Origin of the sequence: Agrobacterium larrymoorei, from assembly GCF_030819275.1 — a bacterium.
GTDB lineage: Bacteria > Pseudomonadota > Alphaproteobacteria > Rhizobiales > Rhizobiaceae > Agrobacterium > Agrobacterium larrymoorei_B.
Genome location: NZ_JAUTBL010000002.1, coordinates 2,037,734 through 2,057,344, shown reverse-complemented (window position 1 = coordinate 2,057,344; position 19,611 = coordinate 2,037,734). Strand labels below are relative to the sequence as shown.

The 19,611-nt window shown below is 58.4% G+C and carries 18 protein-coding genes; 4 read left to right on the top strand and 14 right to left on the bottom strand.

What is annotated here, in order from left to right; genetic code table 11:
* Positions 1-247 precede the first annotated feature (247 nt).
* The 6 genes from ychF to QE408_RS18535 form a co-directional block, all read right to left on the bottom strand.
* Positions 248-1,351: a redox-regulated ATPase YchF gene (gene ychF / locus QE408_RS18560; RefSeq protein ID WP_306933717.1), complete on the bottom strand. Its 1,104-nt coding sequence runs from the start codon at positions 1,349-1,351 to the stop codon at positions 248-250.
* Between the two features lie 112 nt (positions 1,352-1,463).
* Positions 1,464-2,090 carry an exopolysaccharide biosynthesis protein gene (locus QE408_RS18555; RefSeq protein WP_306933715.1) on the bottom strand — a complete coding sequence of 209 codons (627 nt, stop codon included), beginning with the start codon at positions 2,088-2,090 and terminating at the stop codon, positions 1,464-1,466.
* A gap of 152 nt (positions 2,091-2,242) precedes the next feature.
* A complete protein-coding gene (gene pth, locus QE408_RS18550; protein WP_306933712.1) occupies positions 2,243-2,959 on the bottom strand; it encodes an aminoacyl-tRNA hydrolase in 717 nt (238 codons plus the stop codon).
* An 86-nt stretch (positions 2,960-3,045) separates the two neighbouring features.
* A complete protein-coding gene (locus tag QE408_RS18545; protein ID WP_373465587.1) occupies positions 3,046-3,732 on the bottom strand; it encodes a substrate-binding periplasmic protein in 687 nt (228 codons plus the stop codon).
* 63 nt (positions 3,733-3,795) lie between these two features.
* Positions 3,796-6,192, bottom strand: coding sequence for a bifunctional diguanylate cyclase/phosphodiesterase (locus tag QE408_RS18540; RefSeq protein ID WP_306933708.1), 2,397 nt, complete (start codon positions 6,190-6,192; stop codon positions 3,796-3,798).
* Positions 6,193-6,551: 359 nt separating this feature from the next.
* Positions 6,552-7,181, bottom strand: a complete 630-nt coding sequence (locus QE408_RS18535) for a 50S ribosomal protein L25/general stress protein Ctc (RefSeq protein ID WP_306933706.1) — start codon at positions 7,179-7,181, stop codon at positions 6,552-6,554.
* A 282-nt stretch (positions 7,182-7,463) separates the two neighbouring features.
* On the opposite strand from QE408_RS18535, the gene QE408_RS18530 reads away from it, so the two are divergent.
* The 4 genes from QE408_RS18530 to QE408_RS18515 all read left to right on the top strand — a co-directional run bounded on the left by QE408_RS18530 (position 7,464) and on the right by QE408_RS18515 (position 12,690).
* A complete protein-coding gene (locus QE408_RS18530) occupies positions 7,464-8,423 on the top strand; it encodes a helix-turn-helix domain-containing protein (RefSeq protein ID WP_306933704.1) in 960 nt (319 codons plus the stop codon).
* Between the two features lie 160 nt (positions 8,424-8,583).
* Entirely contained in the window at positions 8,584-10,101 is a 1,518-nt protein-coding gene (gene exaC / locus QE408_RS18525) for an acetaldehyde dehydrogenase ExaC (protein ID WP_306933701.1), read from the top strand.
* Between the two features lie 206 nt (positions 10,102-10,307).
* Complete coding sequence (locus QE408_RS18520) at positions 10,308-11,822, top strand: ArnT family glycosyltransferase (RefSeq protein WP_306933700.1); 1,515 nt, start codon at positions 10,308-10,310, stop codon at positions 11,820-11,822.
* Positions 11,812-12,690: a phosphatase PAP2 family protein gene (locus tag QE408_RS18515; RefSeq protein ID WP_306933698.1), complete on the top strand. Its 879-nt coding sequence runs from the start codon at positions 11,812-11,814 to the stop codon at positions 12,688-12,690. The genes QE408_RS18520 and QE408_RS18515 overlap by 11 nt, the downstream gene beginning before the upstream one ends.
* Positions 12,691-12,703: 13 nt before the next feature.
* On the opposite strand, the gene QE408_RS18510 is transcribed toward QE408_RS18515, so the two are convergent.
* The 8 genes from QE408_RS18510 to lgt all read right to left on the bottom strand — a co-directional run bounded on the left by QE408_RS18510 (position 12,704) and on the right by lgt (position 19,448).
* Complete coding sequence (locus QE408_RS18510) at positions 12,704-12,994, bottom strand: type II toxin-antitoxin system RelE/ParE family toxin (RefSeq protein WP_306933697.1); 291 nt, start codon at positions 12,992-12,994, stop codon at positions 12,704-12,706.
* Positions 12,995-13,006: 12 nt separating this feature from the next.
* Positions 13,007-13,285, bottom strand: a complete 279-nt coding sequence (locus tag QE408_RS18505; protein WP_306933696.1) for a ribbon-helix-helix domain-containing protein — start codon at positions 13,283-13,285, stop codon at positions 13,007-13,009.
* A 99-nt stretch (positions 13,286-13,384) separates the two neighbouring features.
* Entirely contained in the window at positions 13,385-14,317 is a 933-nt protein-coding gene (locus QE408_RS18500) for a ribose-phosphate pyrophosphokinase (RefSeq protein WP_306933695.1), read from the bottom strand.
* Positions 14,318-14,586: 269 nt separating this feature from the next.
* Positions 14,587-15,294, bottom strand: coding sequence for a hypothetical protein (locus tag QE408_RS18495; RefSeq protein WP_306933692.1), 708 nt, complete (start codon positions 15,292-15,294; stop codon positions 14,587-14,589).
* Positions 15,295-15,377: 83 nt separating this feature from the next.
* The gene (locus tag QE408_RS18490) at positions 15,378-16,529 is read right to left on the bottom strand and encodes a M24 family metallopeptidase (RefSeq protein ID WP_306933690.1); all 1,152 of its coding nucleotides are present in this window, start codon (positions 16,527-16,529) and stop codon (positions 15,378-15,380) included.
* Position 16,530: 1 nt separating this feature from the next.
* Complete coding sequence (gene pgeF, locus QE408_RS18485; protein WP_306933688.1) at positions 16,531-17,325, bottom strand: peptidoglycan editing factor PgeF; 795 nt, start codon at positions 17,323-17,325, stop codon at positions 16,531-16,533.
* 195 nt (positions 17,326-17,520) lie between these two features.
* Positions 17,521-18,621 (bottom strand): class I SAM-dependent methyltransferase, encoded by a 1,101-nt coding sequence (locus QE408_RS18480; protein WP_306933686.1) that lies wholly within the window; start codon positions 18,619-18,621, stop codon positions 17,521-17,523.
* A 5-nt stretch (positions 18,622-18,626) separates the two neighbouring features.
* Positions 18,627-19,448 (bottom strand): prolipoprotein diacylglyceryl transferase, encoded by an 822-nt coding sequence (lgt, locus tag QE408_RS18475; RefSeq protein ID WP_306934858.1) that lies wholly within the window; start codon positions 19,446-19,448, stop codon positions 18,627-18,629.
* Between the last annotated feature and the right edge of the window lie 163 nt (positions 19,449-19,611).

The window sequence follows — 19,611 nt, the reverse complement described above, 5'->3', positions numbered from 1 at the left end:
TCTGACGTAAGCTAACGCAAATATTCCCTTTACGTAAAGGTCAGAACGGTCACGGGTTGATGAAAATGGGGGATGAGTTGCTCTCAGCAACGGGCAACAGCAACGCCTCTAAGACTAGGATGCGACTAGACGTTTGAATGTTCCCTGTCGTCAAAAGTCCAAGGCTATCCTGGGATTAGGGACGGCAACGCAGCTTCGTCGCCGTCCACGTGCCGCGGGCGTTAGCCACCCGCAGCCTTGTATTCGATCAGGTATTGAAGCGGAAGTGGATGACGTCGCCGTCCTGGACCACATATTCCTTGCCTTCATCGCGGCCCTTGCCAGCTTCCTTGGCGCCGACTTCGCCCTTGTAGGCGACGTAATCGTCATAGCCGATGGTGAAAGCGCGGATGAAGCCGCGCTCGAAATCGGTGTGGATGACGCCGGCTGCCTGCGGGGCCTTGGTGCCGCGGACGATGGTCCAGGCGCGGCATTCCTTCGGGCCCACGGTGAAGTAGGTGATGAGATCGAGGAGGTGGTAACCGGCGCGGATCAGACGGTCGAGGCCGGCCTCTTCGAGACCAAGCGCCGACAGAAACTCCTTGGATTCCTCTTCCGGCAACTGTGCGACTTCGGATTCGATCGCGGCGGAAATGATGACGCATTCGGCACCTTGCGCCTTTGCCATTTCGGCAACGGCCTTGGTGTGTTCGTTGCCATCGACAGCATCGGCTTCCGCCACGTTGCAGACGTAAAGGACCGGGTGCGAGGTTAGAAGGTTGAGGCCCTTGAGGACTTCGATCTCATCGGCTGCCAGCGTCTTCAACAGAAGGCGGGCGGGCTTGCCTTCGTTGAGAAGCTTGATCACCGCTTCCATGACCGGAAGCTGTGCGAGCGAATCCTTGTCTTTCGAGATGGCACGCTTGCGCGTCTGCTCAACGCGGCGCTCCAGGCTTTCCAGATCGGCGAGCATCAGCTCGGTTTCGATGGTCTCGGCATCGCCAACCGGATTGATGCGGCCTTCGACGTGGGTAATGTCGTCATCTTCAAAGCAGCGCAGCACGTGAACGACAGCGTCCACTTCGCGGATGTTGGCCAGAAATTTGTTGCCGAGGCCTTCGCCCTTCGAGGCGCCGCGGACAAGACCGGCGATATCGACGAATGAGATACGCGTCGGGATGATTTCCTTGGAGCCGGCAATGTCGGCCAAAACGCGCATGCGGGCATCCGGCACGGCGACTTCACCGGTGTTCGGCTCGATGGTGCAGAAAGGATAGTTTGCCGCCTGTGCCGCTGCCGTTTTCGTCAGCGCGTTGAAGAGGGTAGACTTGCCGACATTCGGCAGGCCGACGATACCGCATTTGAAGCCCATGGCTTAAACCTGTCTTTAACTTTTGAATTTCTGTTTGCCAGCCTTTTGCGGAAACGCCGGAGCAAGGTCAAGCCTTGTTGCAGCAAAGGGCGAGAAATCCGCCCTTTCGCGGTTAGACTGCAGGCGGACTGAGCCCAAACCAAGCGGATATCAGTGCCCAGCCACCATAGACGATGCCGACGGAGAAGAGCACCGAGACGAAGGCCAGAACCAGTCCGCCGAGAAGTGCCAGGTCATCGCGTTGCGCCAGCGCCAAGGCGATGATCAGCACTGTAATGCCGGGTAGCGTGTTGCCGAACGGGATTGGAAGCGCAATGATCACTGACATCAGGAAAATCACGATCCCGATAAAGGCCGGTCCGGCGAAGCGCGCCAACACGTGCCCGCGCGGTTTCAGCAGCGCTTCCAGTTTCTCCAGTCGCGGTGCGGCCTTGTCTGCCGTCAATTCGATGATCGATCGAGAGACGGAAAGCCGGCCGAGAATAGCGGGCAGGACCAACCTACGCGCGCGGAACATCATCTGCAGCGAGAGGATTGCGAGTGCCGTTCCGAAGATCATGCCAGCCGGAATGCCAGGCGTCGGAATGATCGCGGGAATGGCGAAGACCAACAGGACGAAGGCAATTGCCTTGTCGCCAAGCCGGTCCAGCAGACAATCGAGCGTTACGCGGTCGGGAAGGTCATGCGGCAGATGCTTGAGTGCCGCCGCCATGCTTTGATGCGGCGCTTCCTTATCCATGGAGCGCCTTGTTCGGGAAGATCACAATCAAATGGCCGATATTGGTCATGCGCAAAGAGATGGGGAGGTCGCGCTGTGTTTCAAGGCGCCATATCCCCAATCCTGCGTGGCCTGTCGTCTGATCAGGCTAAAGCCGGTGACGACTTTTGTCGTCAGTCCTTCTTGCCGAACATCCTCTTCAGCATCTCGGCCATGGGGCCGGTCTCCGGCAGTTTTTTCGGCTGAGCGTGGTTTCGCGCCTGATGGATGTGCGATTGTGCTGCTGGCTTTGCTGCCTTGGCGGCTTTTTCAACGTCGGTCTTTGTGCCGGTGGCAAGTGCCAGCTTGTTCATAAGCTGGGAGTCTTCGCCCTTCACCAGCATGGCGGCATTGTCCGCGATCGCGTCAAGCAGCGGATCAAGCCATGTCTTGTCGGCCTTGGCAAAATCGCCAAGCACATGACCGTGCACGCGGTCCTTATCTCCCGGGTGGCCGATGCCGAGGCGCAGGCGGCGATATTCCTTGCCGCAATGGGCGTCGAGGGATTTCAGGCCATTATGGCCCCCATGTCCGCCACCGGTCTTGATGCGGGCGCGGCCGGCGGGCAGATCCAGTTCATCGTGGATGGCGATGATGTCGCCGGGCGTCAGCTTGTAGAAGCGCATCGCTTCGCCGACGGCTTCGCCCGACAGGTTCATGAAGGTGAGCGGCTTCATCAGCAGGATTTTCTCGCCAGCGATCTCCCCTTCGGAGATTTCCGCCTTGAATTTTCTCGACCACGGCGTGAAGGAGGGCAGGCGTTGCAGGGCATCGACGGCCATGAAGCCGATATTGTGGCGGTTGCCGGCATATTGATTGCCTGGGTTGCCGAGGCCAGCAATGATGATCATGGACGAAATTCCGTTTCACTCAAATCGATACACTTCACCAACGCGAAACGGGGCGGGTGTCAACTTCTTTGTGAAGACCAAATCGTTTAGTCGCTGATGACCAGACCGTATTTCTCGTAGATGCGCCTCTGGGTGCCATCGGCAATCAGATCGTCCAGCACCTTCTGCATTTTCTCGATCAAACTGTCCGGCACGCTTTTGTTGCAGGCAAGACCAAGCCTCTGCCGACTGAAGGTGATAACCTCTTCGAAGTCTTTCTGGGCAAGGTTTTTCAGCGCGCTTTCCGACATGGGCATCAGGTCGATGCGGCCTGCGGCAAGCTTTGACAGCGTGTTGTTAAAGTCGGCGCTGATGTCGATGCGCGGAAAGTTCATCGAGCGGAGCAAGCCTTCGGTATAGTCGTTACGCTGCGTTCCGACCGTGTATTGTTTGGCATCCTCCAGCGTCTTGATGTTCATGACATGGCCCCGACGCGCGACCAGAACATTGCGATCCGTGTGGATGGGAGAAACCCACTTGAAGCGCGGCTCGCGCTCGGGGGTGCGTGCGGCCGCGAAGACGCAATGCATGGGCGTCGTTTCTGCCAATGTGATGGCGCGCGCCCAGGGCATTACCGCTGCTTCATACTGCGTATCGGTACGCTCCAGTATGATCTTCAACTGATCCCAATAGACACCGCTTGGCTGCCCATCGGCATCGCGAAGATTGTAGGGTGGATAATATTCGCTCGATAAAAAAAGCTTCTCGGCGCTGGCTGAGGTTGCGCTCAGCATGCAAACCGACAGGCCGATCCATACAAGAATTGCTCGTAACACTGCTTCCCCTCCCGCAGCCTATTACTGCACAGCTTGTGGTCTCTCTCCGTTCTCAGACGGCGCCGTATAGACCTCAATCAGCGACTGGATCGCGCGTGGTCTGGAAAACAAATAGCCCTGGCCGCAATCAACTCCCATTTCTTGTAGCATTGTCTTCTGTTCTTCGGTCTCTATGCCTTCGGCGATGACGAGGCAGTTCATCTTGTGGGAGATCGCGCTGATACCCTCGACCAACATGCGGCTTCTCTTGCTGATATCGGGCGCATCATTGCTGATGGAGCGCGTGAAAGACTGGTCGATCTTGACGATATCGACGGGGAAGCGATTGAGGTAGCTCAGCGAAGAATAGCCTGTGCCGAAATCATCAAGCGCAATCCGGCATCCAAGCAGGCTGATTGCATTCAACACGGCGCGCACCTGCGGATCGTCATGCATCATCACTGCTTCGGTGATTTCCACGACGAGGCGCTGCGGAACGATACGGTAGCGGTGCAGCAGGCCGGCGATCCGGGTGGGAAGCCCCGCCTCAAATTGCTGGGCAGAGAAGTTGACGGCAACATAGGCGTCTTCGAGACCGGGAACGTTCGAGATTTCCGCAAGATTTTGGATGGAATGCTCAAGAACGCGATTGCCGAGACGCTTTATGGTGCCATTCTCTTCGGCAACGCGGATGATCGGGCCGGGCGGGAGTAATCCCTTGCGCGGATGGTTCAGCCGCATCAGGGCTTCGAAGCCGCAGGTGGTGCCCGTCCGCATGTTGAGGATAGGCTGGAAGTGCGCCTCCAACCAGTTTTCGTCAATTGCCTGCTCGATGTCCTGCTCGATCTCGGCCCGCTGACGCGCCTCGTTCATGATCGTGGCGTCGAAAATCTGCGCGCCATTCTTTCCGGCGCGCTTCTTGGTGTACATGGCAAGATCGGAATGCTGCAACAATTCAGACGCGCTGCCTGCATGTTCCGGATAGATGGCAAGACCGATGCTGGCGCTGAGACGAATGCTTTGGCGATCGACCATGAAGGGGTCATTGAACATCGCGCTGATCTTGTCGCAAAGGTTCAGGGAGCGCTCTTCAGCGTCCGATCCCGCAAGCAGTAGCGCAAACTCGTCTCCGCCAAGCCGCGAGGCCGCGTCCTGCGGATTGAGAACGTCTCTCAGCCGGGCAACGAATTGTTTGAGAACCGCATCGCCCGCCGCGTGGCCGAAATTGTCGTTGATGCCCTTGAAGCGGTCGAGATCGATAAACAGGCAGGCGAGCTTCGACTGTGCCGCATCGGCATCGAGAATCTTCTGGTCCAGCATGGCTTCGAAGCCCTGCCGGTTCAAAAGCCCGGTGAGATGGTCGGAAATGGCCTGAAGGCCGTTGCGCTGTTCGGACTGGCGAAGTTCGGTCACATCCGTCATCACGCTCAGCACATCTGCGCTGGTATCCTCGATGCCGGTCTGCAGCGTCTTTTCGGCAATCAGCACATCCATCGAACGCCCACAGGCGCAGATGAAGCGGACGGTGCATTCCGCCGCGTAGGATTCATCGAGATGGTCAGACGGACGGCTCTGATGCCGCTTCCGGAAACTCTCCCGATCGTCCGGATGGAGAAACGCTTCAAAAAAGCAGCCAAGGGCATTCTCGCGGCTATAGCCTGTCGCCTTGACCCAATAATCACTGACCGCTGCGACCCGATTTTCCGGGTCGAGCGAAAACAGCATGGCGGGCGTGCGGTTATAGATCTCGGTCGTGCGCCGATGCGCGCGCTTGATCTCGTATTCTTCCCGTTCGAGCTGCGTCTGCATCTCGTTGAAGCTCTCTGCCAGCCTTCCCATCTCGTCGCGGGAGCGCCAGTCGACATGGTGGCGAGAACCCAATCTGCGGGTCGCCTCGATGGCCGCCGTCAGCCGTAGAAGCGGGCGCATGATCATCATCCGGTTGCCGACGATGGCCGCGCCGAATACCGTCAAGATCGCCAGAATGAAGATCGATAGAAAGGAGAGCTCTATCCCGTCCAGTGACGAGAACAAGCCGACATTATGGAAGAAGATCTTGATCGTTCCGACTTTGGTCTCGCCGTCGAGGTTCTTGTAAAAGATGTCCCGGCTGAGAGAAGACATGTCGTCGCCGCGGGTACCATTCGATGTCTGGGTAACGTCAAGCTGTCCAAAGCTGTCCGTGACCCGGACCATGTAGATCGCCGGGTCGGTGATGAGCGTGCCGGTAATCTGATTTATGCTCTCGTCATCGAGATCCCAGAGGGGACGCCCAAGAGCCTGGGCATTGGCGACAATGAGAATTTCGAGCCGGTCTGCCTGGCTGGAACTCGCGGCATTATAGGCAAGGATCAGCAGAATCGTAAAAAGCGGTGCGACGATGGCCAGCAATGCGCCGGATATGATCGCCAGAAATCGCCTCTCGACCGAATGGGTCATCTGCCCTCTCTTGATCCTCACAAACTCCTGTTCATCCGGTAAAGGCCTGAGCGCCGCGGCGGCCTTTTCCAGTTGCGGTTGTAGAGTCAAAGCTTTGAGTTATCGTTTCGGAGAATGCTTAATCATTTCTTGACTACAGCATCGTGCTTTCCGAAGATTGGAACCGACTTTCGGAAAGCGCTATGGGTCGCTTCCAAGGGGAGAGCGTGCTTGATGCGTCTGAAAAGGATGCACGGCGCTCTCGTTGTTCGCCGCAAAAGCCGCAGAGCTGCACGGCTCGTTCTTGAGAGAGTTCGTGCCAAATAAAAAAAGCCCCGCATCTTTCGATACGGAGCTTCTTCAAGAAAAACGAACAGGTCTTATTCGGACTTGTTTGCGTCGTCTGCTTCTTCAGCAGCGGATGCTTCGTCTTCAACAACGTCCACAACCGGCGGAACGATCGTTGCAACGGTGAAGTCGCGATCGGTGATCGTCGGGGTAACGTTCTTCGGCAGCTTGATCTGCGAGATGTGAACGCTGTCGCCGATCTTCAGACCTTCGAGGTCGACCGTGATCGCGTCCGGAATCTGGTCCGCAGGAACGGTGGCTTCGATCGTGTGGCGAACGATGTTCAGAACGCCGCCGGTCTTGATCTCGGACTTCTCTTCATTGACGAAGTGAACCGGAATTTCGACAGTGACGCTCGAGTTGGCCGAAACGCGCAGGAAGTCCACGTGCATCGTGAAGTCACGAACCGGGTCCAGCTGGTAGTCCTTCGGCAGAACCTTGTACTTCTGGCCGTTAACGTCGATCGTTGCGATCGTCGTCATGAAGCCGCCGCCGTGGATGCGCTTGGTGATTTCGTTGGTCGAAATCGCGATAGAAATCGGGGCCTGCTTGTCACCATAGATGACAGCGGGAATCAAACCGTTGCGGCGAAGTTCACGAGAGGACCCCTTACCAACTCGTTCGCGCGCCTCGGCCTTGAGCTCATAAGTTTCTTTGCTCATGGCATTTCCTTTTCGAGGTTATATGGAGAGTTCAAACCGGCTTGGCCGGACGAGAACTGGAGCGGCGCAGGCGCCAACCCGACCGTGTTGCCTCCAAGGGTGTCTACACGGATGCGCGCGCTATAGTATAAAGCGTCCGCAAACGCAAGGCCGTGTGGGCTTTCCGTTCGATTACGGGCAATCCGCCTAATCGTAATGAGCCTGCGGCGTCGCATACGACTATTTTATGGTTGAAAGCATCGCGCAACCGGCGCACCATATCAGAAGCTTTGGGAGGAGCCTATGTCGAACGACGCCGCACACGCCAATCATGTCTATGAAAGCGCCAATCATTCCTCGGCTGCCGCAAGTTCCCCGATCGTCGCCTCCTGGCGCCGCTGCATGATGATGCATCATCTGGCGCCGGAGGAAAACCGCAAGCCGATCTTTCTGTCGGAGGCGGAATTCCGAAGGGCACGCGACGAGGCATCCGATCTTCTGGCGGAAAGCGCGGATGAAATCGACCGCATCTTTTCAACCGTTGGCAGGGCCGGTTGCTGCCTGCTGTTGACCGATGCCAAAGGCGTGGCTTTGGAACGGCGCGGTGCTGCGGGTGACGATGAAGATTTTCGCAAGGCCGGGCTGTGGTCCGGCGCGCTGTGGAGCGAGGCGAGTGTCGGCACCAATGGTATCGGCACGGCACTTGCCGATGAGCGCCCGGCGGTGGTCTACCGCGACCAGCATTTCTTCAGCTCCAACATCAATCTCTCCTGCACGACGGCGCCGATCCGCGATCACAGGGGCCAGGTGACGGGGGCGCTCGACATTTCAACCTGCCGGGAGGACATCAACGAGCTGACTTTCTCCATGGTGACGCAGACCGTTCGCGATGCCGCACAGCGTATCGAGGGCAACCTGTTCCGCCGTGCCTTTCCAGGCGCGCGCATCCTGATCGTGCCGTCTGCGCAATCAACGATGCTGTCGCTGCTGGCTGTCGATCAGGACGATATCATTCTTGGTGCGACCCGCGCGGCTAGACTTGCACTGCGTCTCGACGATGCGCGCATTGCGCAAGGCATCCCCGCATCGGATGCGCTCAAGGAAGAGCGCCATGACAAGGGGAGCGACCTGATGGAGGCTGAGCGCGCGGCTCTGAGGCGGGTTCTGGCGCGAACCAATGGCAATGTGACACAGGCGTCCGAATTGCTGGGGATCAGCCGCGCAACGCTTCACCGCAAGATGAAGAAGCTGTCCGTTCACTGAGCGTGAGGTGGTCCTTCCGATTGGCGTGGCCGTTGTCGCAGATGTGAAACACTGTGCAGTGCGGAACGGCCCGATGCCTCTTTGATTTACCCGAGTATCGGCACAACCTCTCTCCACGCGATCAAACATCGATCGTTGTTCATCAGGGAGGATGAAAGACATGAACATCCAAGTTCAGCATAAAGCGGGTGAAACTCCGTTCAAACTGAAATACGGCAACTATGTCGGTGGCAAATGGGTGGAACCGAAGTCCGGCCGCTACATGGACAATATCTCCCCCGTTACCGGGCAGAAGATTTGCGAAGTGCCGCGATCCGATGCCAACGATATCGAGGCTGCACTGGATGCGGCGCATAAGGCGCGCGCAGCCTGGGGCCGCACCAGCGTCACCGAACGCTCCAATATTCTTTTGAAGATCGCTCAGCGTATCGAGGACAATCTCGATCTCATCGCCCGGGCGGAAACCTGGGATAACGGCAAGCCGCTTCGCGAAACCACCAATGCCGATATTCCGCTGACTGTCGATCACTTCCGTTATTTCGCAGGCTGCATTCGCGCGCAGGAAGGCTCCATCGGGCAGATCGACAACGACACCGTCGCCTATCATTTCCATGAGCCGCTCGGCGTCGTCGGCCAGATCATTCCCTGGAACTTCCCGATCCTGATGGCAGCGTGGAAGCTTGCGCCGGCACTTGCCGCCGGCAACTGCGTGGTTCTGAAGCCGGCCGAACAGACGCCCGCTTCGATCCTGCTCGTCATGGAACTGATCGAAGATCTTCTGCCGCCGGGCGTCATTAATATCGTCAACGGTCTCGGCACCGAAGCCGGTAAGCCACTGGCGCAGAGCAACCGTATCGCCAAGATCGCCTTCACCGGCTCGACCTCGGTCGGCAAGGAAATCATGCGCTATGCGGCGGACAACATCACCAACATCACGCTGGAGCTCGGCGGCAAGTCGCCAAACGTCTTCTTTGCCGATGTGATGAATGAGGATGATGCCTTCCTCGACAAGGCGCTCGAAGGCTTTGCCATGTTCGCGCTGAACCAGGGCGAAGTCTGCACGTGCCCGTCCCGCGCGCTGGTGCATGAATCGATCTATGACCGCTTCATGGAAAAGGCGCTGAAGCGGGTGCAGGCGATCAGCCAGGACGATCCGCTGAATGCTTCCACCATGATCGGTGCGCAGGCGTCGCAGGAACAGTTCGACAAGATCATGAGCTACCTTGAAATCGGCAAGAAGGAAGGCGCCAAGGTGCTGACCGGCGGCGACAAGAAATCTCTCTCCGGCAATCTGAAGGACGGCTTCTACATCCAGCCCACGGTCTTTGAAGGCAACAACAAGATGCGGGTTTTCCAGGAGGAAATCTTCGGCCCTGTTGTTTCCGTCACAACCTTCAAGACGGTGGAAGAAGCGATCGAAATCGCCAATGACACGGTTTATGGCCTGGGTGCGGGTGTCTGGAGCCGCGATACGAACCTCGCTTACCGAGCAGGTCGCGGCATCGAAGCCGGTCGCGTGTGGACCAATTGCTACCACGCTTATCCGGCAGGCGCTGCTTTCGGTGGTTACAAGCAGTCGGGGATCGGTCGCGAGACGCATAAGATGATGCTCGATCATTACCAGCAGACCAAGAACCTGCTGGTCTCCTACAGCCCGAACAAACTCGGCTTCTTCTGATGCCGGTTGAAAGCGACACCACCGTCTTTTCGCTGGTGTCGCAATTCGGGATGCGCGCTGACTTGTTTGTGTAGAAGCCTTCCGAATTGACGTAATGGTGTCATTAATCAGGCGCATATCGTCGTCGTTCTTTTTGAGCGGATCGATATGCGCCTTTTCTTTTTCCATTTCTCACAAGTGATTTTCACGTCCAGTCGGTGTCAGGCATGAGCGGGATCGCGGGACAGTTTCAAGGTGCCGCGGACACCCATCCATTGGAGACGGATAGCGCCCGATGGTGGTCGATTGCGCTCTTCTCTATCCTCGGCGTAACCTTGTTCCGCATCGTCTGTCTTGCGTTCAACCATACCGATCTCTTTGTCGATGAAGCGCAATATTGGCTCTGGAGCCGGGAGATGGCGTTCGGCGCCTATTCCAAGCCGCCGCTGATCGGCTGGGTCATTCGCCTGACCACGTGGATGACGGGCGGTGAGGGGACTTTCGACATCCGTTTGGCGGCACCCATCATGCATGCGATGACAGCGGCTGCGATGTTCTATCTCGGACGGATGATCTATGATGCGCGGATCGGAGCGCTGGCGGCGATCATCTACATCACGCTGCCCGGCGTCTCGCTTTCCAGCCTGTTGATTTCCACCGATACGCCGATGCTGTTTTTCATCGTCGTGTCGCTGATCCTGTGGCGCAAGCTTGCGGCGGTGCGCGATGACGGCGGACCACTCGGCTTGATACTGGCGGCAGGGCTTGGCTTTGCGGTCGGGCTGGGCTTTCTGTCGAAATACGCCATGGCCTTTCTGTTTCCCTTCGTGCCGCTGGCGGCATTGCTGGACAGGAACTGGCGGGTCCACTGGTCGCATGCGTTCCTGGCGGGTCTCGTTGCCACGGCTGTGGTTGCGCCCAATCTGTGGTGGAACTATACGCATGATTTTGCCACCGCTCGTCACACCGTGTCCATTGCGCATTGGAATGCGGCGGGGCTGAACTTCGGCTCGGCTCTCGGCTTTTTCGGTGCGCAGGCCGGGGTTGTCGGACCCTTCGTCTTCATCGCCATGCTGATGGCCTTGCGGGACATGAGAACGCCGACAGTCCGCGCTCTCTGCGCGCTCAGCATTCCGCTTCTCCTGTTGATGACGGTGCAGGCGTTGGTCTCGCGTGCCTTCGCCAATTGGGCGGTCGGCGCCTATGCAGCAGGCCTCCTGCTTGCGACGCCATGGCTTGCGGAACGGCCGCACTGGCTGCGGGCGTCGCTTATTCTCAATACCGTGGTCGCCATTATCCTGCCGCTGCTCACCATTTTCGGTACGGAGTTGCGTCTTCCCAATGGCGAGCTCGCGTTGAAGCGCTATCTTGGCCGATCCGCTCTGGTATCGACAGCAATTGCGGATGCGAGAAGGCTGGACGCTCACGTCCTGGTCGCCTCCGACCGGTCCTTCCTGGCGGAAATGTTCTATCAGTTGAGAGACGATCATCATATTGCGCCGCTCGCGTGGAACGAGGGTGCCGAGCCTCCATCCAGTCACTATGCGCTGCTCTATCCGCTGCTGCCGGGGGAGGAGACTAACGCGCTTCTTCTATCGCGTGCCGACTCGCTCCCTGCCTGCGTCAAGGATGAGCCGGCGGAAGCCCAATGGGTGGCGGCCGCCGGTTTCATGGGACGCGCCACCGTCGGCCTCTGGAAAATTCCGGCCTCCTGTCTTGAGGGTGCGAACCATGGACCATGATATCGTCCATATGCGGCTCACCATCTGGCTGACGATCGCAACGCTGTGCGCCGTGATCGTTTTTGCGGCTTTCCCCTTCCTGGACCTGAGAATTTCCACCCTGTTCTTCAGCGGGCAGGCAGGAGACTGGGTGGGTCGCAGCCCGGACTTCATGTTCTGGAGAGATGTTCTGCGCCACGGCGGTGAGGCCTTCGCCGTCGTGACATTCCTCATCTTCCTGGGCAACGTCCTGATCGGAACCACGCAACAGACCGGCTGGCGCGTGTGGGCCTTTATCTGGGGCAACACGCTGGCCTGCGCCGGGCTGCTGGTCAATGGCATTTTGAAAACCTGGCTCGGTCGCGCGCGGCCGGATGGCGTTCTCGAATTCGGTGGCACCCAGACATTTACGCCAGCGTTTCAGCTCAGCAATCAGTGCTTCAAGAACTGTTCCTTTTCATCCGGCGAGGCAGCCCTGATTGCCAGCGTCGTATTACCGGTCTGCGTTTTGCTCTGGCCGCAACTCACGCGTAGGGGAAAGATAGTCTGCGCCTTGGTCGCTGCCTTCCTGATTATCGCAACGGCTGCCATGCGCATGGCAGCGGGACGGCATTTCCTCAGCGATACGACGATGTCGATCCTCTTTGCCGCCCTGACGACGCTTGTTCTTTATCGTCTTCTCGCAATTGGAGAGCATCGGCACGTGCTGGGCCTCCGGCCCGTTGTTTCGGACGTGTCGGCCATTCTGGAGCATTCCCGAATCTACGGTGGGCGGTGGCTGGTTATGTTGATAAGGAGAGGTCTGAAGACGGCAGTTCTTCTACAGGCATGGGCGGCGAAGGAAAAGATGAGGCTGTCACAGCGACGTTCAGACGTGGCCCTCGACTAAGGCCGCTTCAACCTTAGTTGGATTCGCGAAATTCTTGTCCTTTGCCAAGAATACGGAGAACGATGACACGCTCATCTTCGACGATAAAGGCGATGCTGGCGTTCCGCTCAAAGCCAATAATCCGCAGTCCGTCACGGACGTCATCTCTGAGCGTGCCCCGCTCCGGAAATACGGACAGACCGCTCAAGAAGTTACCGATGCGATCAAGATATCTGTCAGCGACGACGGATGAGCCTGATACCTCAATGATATAGTCATAAATGCTGACGAGATCGTTTTGCGCCTCGGGGGTGAGGCGCACCATATAACGCTTCACTCAACCGCGACCTTTGCGCTGGGCGATGCGGGATCGGACGTTTGCCAAGCCTTCCTCGAGTGTAACCGTGCGTGTGGGATCTGCTTTGTGAGCATCGTACGCCTGAGCCGCCTCATCCCGTAGCCAACGGTCCACCGCCGCGTCTCGCGCGGCGAGCGTTCTCAAACCGTCGCGGATCACTTCGCTTTCGCTCGCATACTCACCAGATGCAACCTTGGCTTTGACCATTTCCGCCATGTCCAAGGGTAGGGTTATGCTGAGGGACTGGGTTGTGCGCATAGTCATCACCTTCATTATCGCGCACGGAGATTACAACAAGATAGGATTTAATCCTACTCGTTTCCAATGTCGCAGATAGAAGGCAGAGGAACAGCTAGATCAATCGAAGAGGCCCGAGACCGACTGTTCCATCGCCGTGCGGTTGATCGCTTCGCCGAGCAGGGTGGCGGTGGTGATCACGCGGATGTTGTGCGCGGATTGGACGCCGGTGGTCGGCTGGATGCTGTCGGTGATGACGAGTTCGCGCAGCTTGGAGGATGACACGCGAGCAACGGCGCCGCCGGAGAGAACGCCGTGGGTGATGTAGGCGGTGACGCTGGTCGCGCCGTTCTTTAGCAGGGCTTCTGCGGCGTTGCAGAGCGTGCCGCCGGAATCGACGATGTCGTCGATCAGGATACAGTCTTTGCCGGACACGTCACCGATGACGTTCATGACCTCGGATTCGCCGGGACGATCGCGGCGCTTGTCGACGATGGCGAGAAGACAGTCGAGACGCTTGGCAAGCGAGCGGGCGCGCACCACGCCACCCACGTCTGGGGAAACAACCATGACGTTCTTGGTGTCGTAGTGTTCCTTCACGTCGCGGGCGAGGATCGGTGCGGCGAAGAGGTTGTCCGTCGGGATATCGAAGAAACCCTGGATCTGACCGGCGTGAAGATCGAGCGTCAGGACGCGATCGGCACCGGCTTCGGTAATGAGATTGGCGACGAGCTTGGCCGAGATCGGCGTTCTTGGACCGGCTTTACGGTCCTGGCGGGCGTAGCCGAAATAGGGGAGAACGGCAGTGATGCGCTTTGCCGAGGAACGACGCATGGCGTCGATCATGATCAGCAGTTCCATCAGGTGGTCATTGGCCGGGAAGGATGTGGACTGGACGACGAAAACATCCTCGCCGCGTACATTTTCACCGATTTCTACGAAGATTTCCTGGTCCGCAAACCGTTTTACTGTGGCATTTCCCAGGGGAACATTGAGATACTTGCAGATCGCTTCGGCCAGATGCCGGTTCGAATTGCCTGCGAAAACCTTCATGGGTGCCGCCTGTTTTCCATGCCATCGCTTGAGCCCGGGATTTTTAAGTCTGTTCCGCGGCCAGTGCGTCGTTCAACGGGAAGGAATACCCGGCCCAGAAGGGCGCCGGACATGCCATTTTGCCATGGGCGCCTTAATAGCGCTGTTGCCTGTGAATGCAATAGCCGGAACCCCGTTACCCATGATTTTCGTGAAAACTTTGTGACTCGACTGTTTTCAACTGTCTCTTCAATCGATTGGATCGGCGCAGGTGCTTTCGACCGACTGACTTATCCACGCCCGCTCTGCCGCCATGCTTGGTAATCGTCCAGCGTCTTGGCTGCGATCTTCTGCATCACGCCATCGGTGACGGCCGACCACGGGTCGCCCCCGCGTGACGCCACGGCTTCCTGCCCCTGGAGGCGATGAAGCCGAGCGCCATTGGCATCGAGAATGTCCCAGACATAGACGACCGTGACCTTGCCGCCATCTTCAAAAGCCGAAAGATAGCCCTTCAGGATGTTCGTGGCGGAGGTATCGGCGGAAGGCAGGATCGTCAGCCCCTTGGCGCGGGCCTCCGCTCCAAGTTGTCTGGAGAGCGGTGTTACGGCCTGGACCGGCGCGCCGATAATCGGCAGGAAGCGGATACTGGGGGCACCCGACGAAGCAAGTGCTGCAGTCTGCTGCTGCGGCTGAGCGGCTCGCGGTTGCTGCGGCTGGCGGCTGACCGGCTGACCGTATTGAACGCCGCTGGTCATCGCCTGGGCTTGCGCCTGCAGCGTGTTCTGCGGCGCGTAGGCTGGTACTTGCGGTGCAACGCCGGAACCGGAACGATCAGCGGCTGCCGCCATCTGGTCGAGATCGCCCTGATTGACAGGAGTCGATGCCGTCTGGTTATGCCCGACATTGACTTGCGGTGTGAGCGCATCACTGGTGTTGCATGCAGAAAGAGCCATCAAGAGCCCGGGAACTGCAAGGATCCCACCCAGCCTGCTCATGCCCTGTATCTCATCATCATCGGCTCCGTCTCCCCAGAATGGGCGCGATTAAAGTGCCGTTTGGGTTTCGAGTCAAACCGTCTTCAGGCGGTCAGCATGTCGAGGCTGTGGCGTGAGAGCGATTGCGGCGCGCCTTCTGTCGTCACATAGGTCTGACCGAGCGTCATGGCGATGCCGGCATCGCTGTCCATGATGATCATGTGAACGAAGAGGGTCATGTTGGGCAGGATTTCCTGTGTGTTTCCGGCGTAGAACATCTGGTGCTCCATCCAGGACGGCGAGAAGCGTGCGCCAAGCGAGTAGCCGCAGGCGTTGAGGCGGTGGCGGGTCAGGCCGCGCTCATCCATGATCTTGGCATGCACATCGAAGACGTCGCCGAAGGTGTTGCCGGGGCGAAGAACCTCTTCGATGGCGCGGATGTTTTCGGCGCAGGCATTGTAGAGTTCCTTGTGGCGGAACTCCGGTTCGCCGATGACGACGGTGCGCATCATCGCCGCGTGATAATGGGCGCTGGCGCCAGCCCATTCGAGCGTGATCTGGTCCTTGGCATCGAGCTTGCGGCGGCCGGCCTTGTAGCGGCACAGAAGCGCATCGGGGCCGGAGCCGATGATGAATTCGTTGGCAGGGTAATCGCCGCCTCCGGAAAAGACCGCGCCCTGCATGGCAGCCAGAATGTCGGCCTCATCTGCACCCGGCTTGATGAGCGCGATGGCTGCATCGAGCGCATCATCGGCAAGCTCACCGGCACGCTTGGCGTAGGCAATCTCGGCTGGGCTTTTCACCAGTCGAAGTGTGCTCACGAGATAGGAAGCATCGACGATCTGGCAGAAGCTTGCCAGTTGATTATCCAGCAGGCGCGCCACCCGTCCTGTCATGCCGTGGGTGTCGAACTCGATGCCGACGCGGCAACCGAGCAGGTCCATTTCGCTCATCAGGTTCTTGAGATCGAGCGTCGGATCGGCATTGAGGCGATCCACCCAGATGACGATGTTTTCGATATTGGAGGTATGGCGGGCCTGGCGCAGGTCGGCGGAACGCGTCAACAGCGCAACCGAGCCATCGGCCTTGACGATCAGCGTCTGGAAGAAGCAATAGCCGAAGGTGTCGTAGCCGGTCAGCCAGTACATGCTTTCCTGGGCGAAAAGCAGCACGGCATCCAGCTTTTCCTCTGCCATCTTCTCGATCAGGCGGGCACGACGGGCCTCGAATTCGGCGGGTTCGAAGTGAAGAGCCATCTTACGTCTCCAAAATTGCTATTGCTGAGATCTGTCGACCATAATCCGGTTCGGACAGATGCGTGGTCCTGCGGAAGGAAAAGAATCTTTTGTCATCCGGATAGGTGCAGAGGTTGAGATTTTCGGCCTGAATGCCCGCTTTGGTCAGACGGTCCATCGTCAGTTGCTTCAGGTCGAAATAGGCGTGGCCTTCGTTCTCCGAAGGTGCGAAGTATTGATCGTAGGTTGGATCCAGCTTTTTCAGATCTTCGACGCGCTCCGGTCCCACCTCGTAATTCTCCTGCGCGATGGAGGGGCCGAGTGCTGCGACGATGTTCTCTCGGCGTGCGCCAAGCGCGATCATGGTTTCGATGGTGTTCTCCAGAACGCCATGAACCGCACCCTTCCAGCCGGCATGGGCCGCGCCAACGATGCCAGCTTTGCGGTCGGCAAAAAGGATCGGTCCGCAGTCGGCACTCAACACGCCTATGACGATGCCGGGCGTTGCCGTCACCATCGCGTCCGCTTGCGGTCTGCCCCCATCATAGGTCTCGTCGATCACGACGACATTGGGGGAGTGGATCTGGTGGACGGTTGCGAGCTTTTCGGCCGAAAGACCGAACCACTGCGCCACGCGGCGGCGATTTTCCACGACCGATTGGCGTTCGTCTTCAGAGCCGAGGCCGACATTCAAGCCGCGATAGATGCCTTTCGAAACGCCGCCTTCGCGGGTGAAGAAGCCATGGCGTATGCCGTTTTCGGACGCCGCCTCAAGCAATGTGCTCTGAACGGGAAGCGGCAGCGTGTCGTCCTGCATGGGGTGTTCAATCCTTTGCGGTGTCGCCGATTTTTTCAGTGATGATTCTGAGCGAGTGTTTCCGATGGGCGCATCTCAAAAAAGATGCCGTGCGGCAGATTTGTTCTGCTTCGAATTGGCCCGATGTTGGCCCAAGCAGACTGCCCGTGTCAATCTCCTCTCAGGCGTCCGTCAGGTGTACACTCGTCAGCGGGCTCAATCCAGCGCGCGAAACGGCAGCAAATGAAGGGCAGGGCTAGAGATCGCAAGCACCTTGAAAAGCTCACCCATCTTACCAGCACCTTCGCCAGCGAGACGGTTAATGGCTTCGGCAATCGTCAGCATCTGATCGGGCGTCGCCGTTGCTGCCAAAGCCTGTCCGCGTTCCTTGAGGCCAAGGCCGTAGAGGAAATCGCCCTGGTGCAGAAGGCCGTTCACATGGATGCCGTTTGCAGTCGCGGTCTTCACGAGGCTTTCGAAATCCACATGGCTGGTCAGATCGGCCTCGCCGGGATGGGCGAGGACGGGATCATATTCATGCATTCTGAGCGCCTGCATGGTATCGCCATAGCTGGAGACCATGTGGCCGTAGTCGATGACGAGCGCGGTGCCACTGTTGACTTTAAGCCTCTCGCAAAGTGCGGCCATGACCGCTTCACGGGCCGGAGAGTATTCGAAGATCGTGCCAAGCGCCTGTCGCTCAGACTGCGGGGGCAGGAGGTCCGGATCAAGACCAGCGACGCCTGCGGTGAAAATCAGTTCGTCATCCTCATCGAGGCTGACGACCCTTTCTCTGAAGCCTTGGTGCGTCTTCACGAACTGGCGGATAGGGATGGCATCGAAGAGTTCGTTGGCGGCAATCAGCAGGAAGCCTGGCGGCACGTCGTTGAAGCTCTCGTGCCAGCTGATCTTGCCCTCATGCGCGACAAGCGTCTTCTGCTGCGTCTCGGTCAGAAGCGGACTCGTTTCAACGAGATGCACGCTCATTGCGTCGTAGAGGGGGGCGGCAATGCGCTGAATCACCCTCAACATATCCGTCATCATCGTGCCGCGACCGGGTCCGATTTCCACCAGCCTGACATTGGCGGGCAGGCCGTGGCGCTGCCAGGCATGGACCATGAAGACGCCTAGCATCTCACCGAAGAGCTGGCTGACTTCCGGTGCCGTGACGAAATCGCCGGTGCGACCGAAGGGCTGGCGTGTCTTATAGTATCCGTGCTCGGGATCTGCGAGGCAGAGCGAGAAGTAATCGGTGACGCTTAAGGGGCCGTTGAGGCGAATAAGAGACTTGATGCGACGTGCAAGGGGCGTTGGCATGTCACTTATCCGTTCTGGCGGGCGCGGGCGGCAAAGCGTGCCCGCAGGATTGCCCAGACGCCGAGCGCGAACATGGGCGCTGAGAGAACCATTCCCATGGTCAACCAGTTCCCCGCCAGATAGCCGATCTGTGCGTCGGGTTCGCGGAAGAATTCGACGAAGATGCGCGACAGGGCATATCCGGCAACGAAGGTGCCCGTCACCGTGCCGGGTGTTTTCAGCGCCTTGAAGACCCATACCAATACGGCGAGAACAATCAGCAGCACGATCCCTTCCAGCCCGGCTTCGTAAAGCTGGCTTGGATGGCGGGCGAAAGGTCCGCCGGTCGGGAAGACGACCGCCCATGGAACGTCCGTCAGCCGGCCCCACAATTCGCCGTTGATGAAGTTGGCGATGCGGCCGAAGAACAGGCCGACGGGTGCCACGGCGGCGATGATGTCGAACATGCTCCAGACGGGAATGGCGTTGCGACGGGCAAAGAGGATCATTGCGATCGTCGTACCCAGGAGGCCGCCATGGAAGGACATGCCGCCATTCCAGATCTCGAAGGCGCGCACCGGGTTCGCCATGACGGCAGGAAGATCGTAAAAGAGTACGTAACCGATGCGGCCACCCAGCACGATGCCCGCGGCTGCCCAGATGATGAAATCATCGAGATGGATCGGCGTCACGGGCGATTTGTCACCTGGCCACAGGCGGTCCGTCATGCTGAGCTTGCGCGCGTAGGACCAGCCAAGAAGAATACCGACGACATAGGCGATACCATACCAATGGATCGAGATCGGGCCGATGGAAAAGGCGATCGGATCGATGTTGGGAAACGGCATGATCGAAAGCGGGGCAAGCGGTGAAAACAAGTCGCGTATTCCATTCTCTGTTGTTGTCGAAAACGCCGGTTTTCGCACGGCAGGCAGTATTAGCATGATCTTTCCCGCCGGGCGAAAATGGCGGGTGAAAAGGGAGCGGTCAAGGCGATTCTTTGGCGCTTTC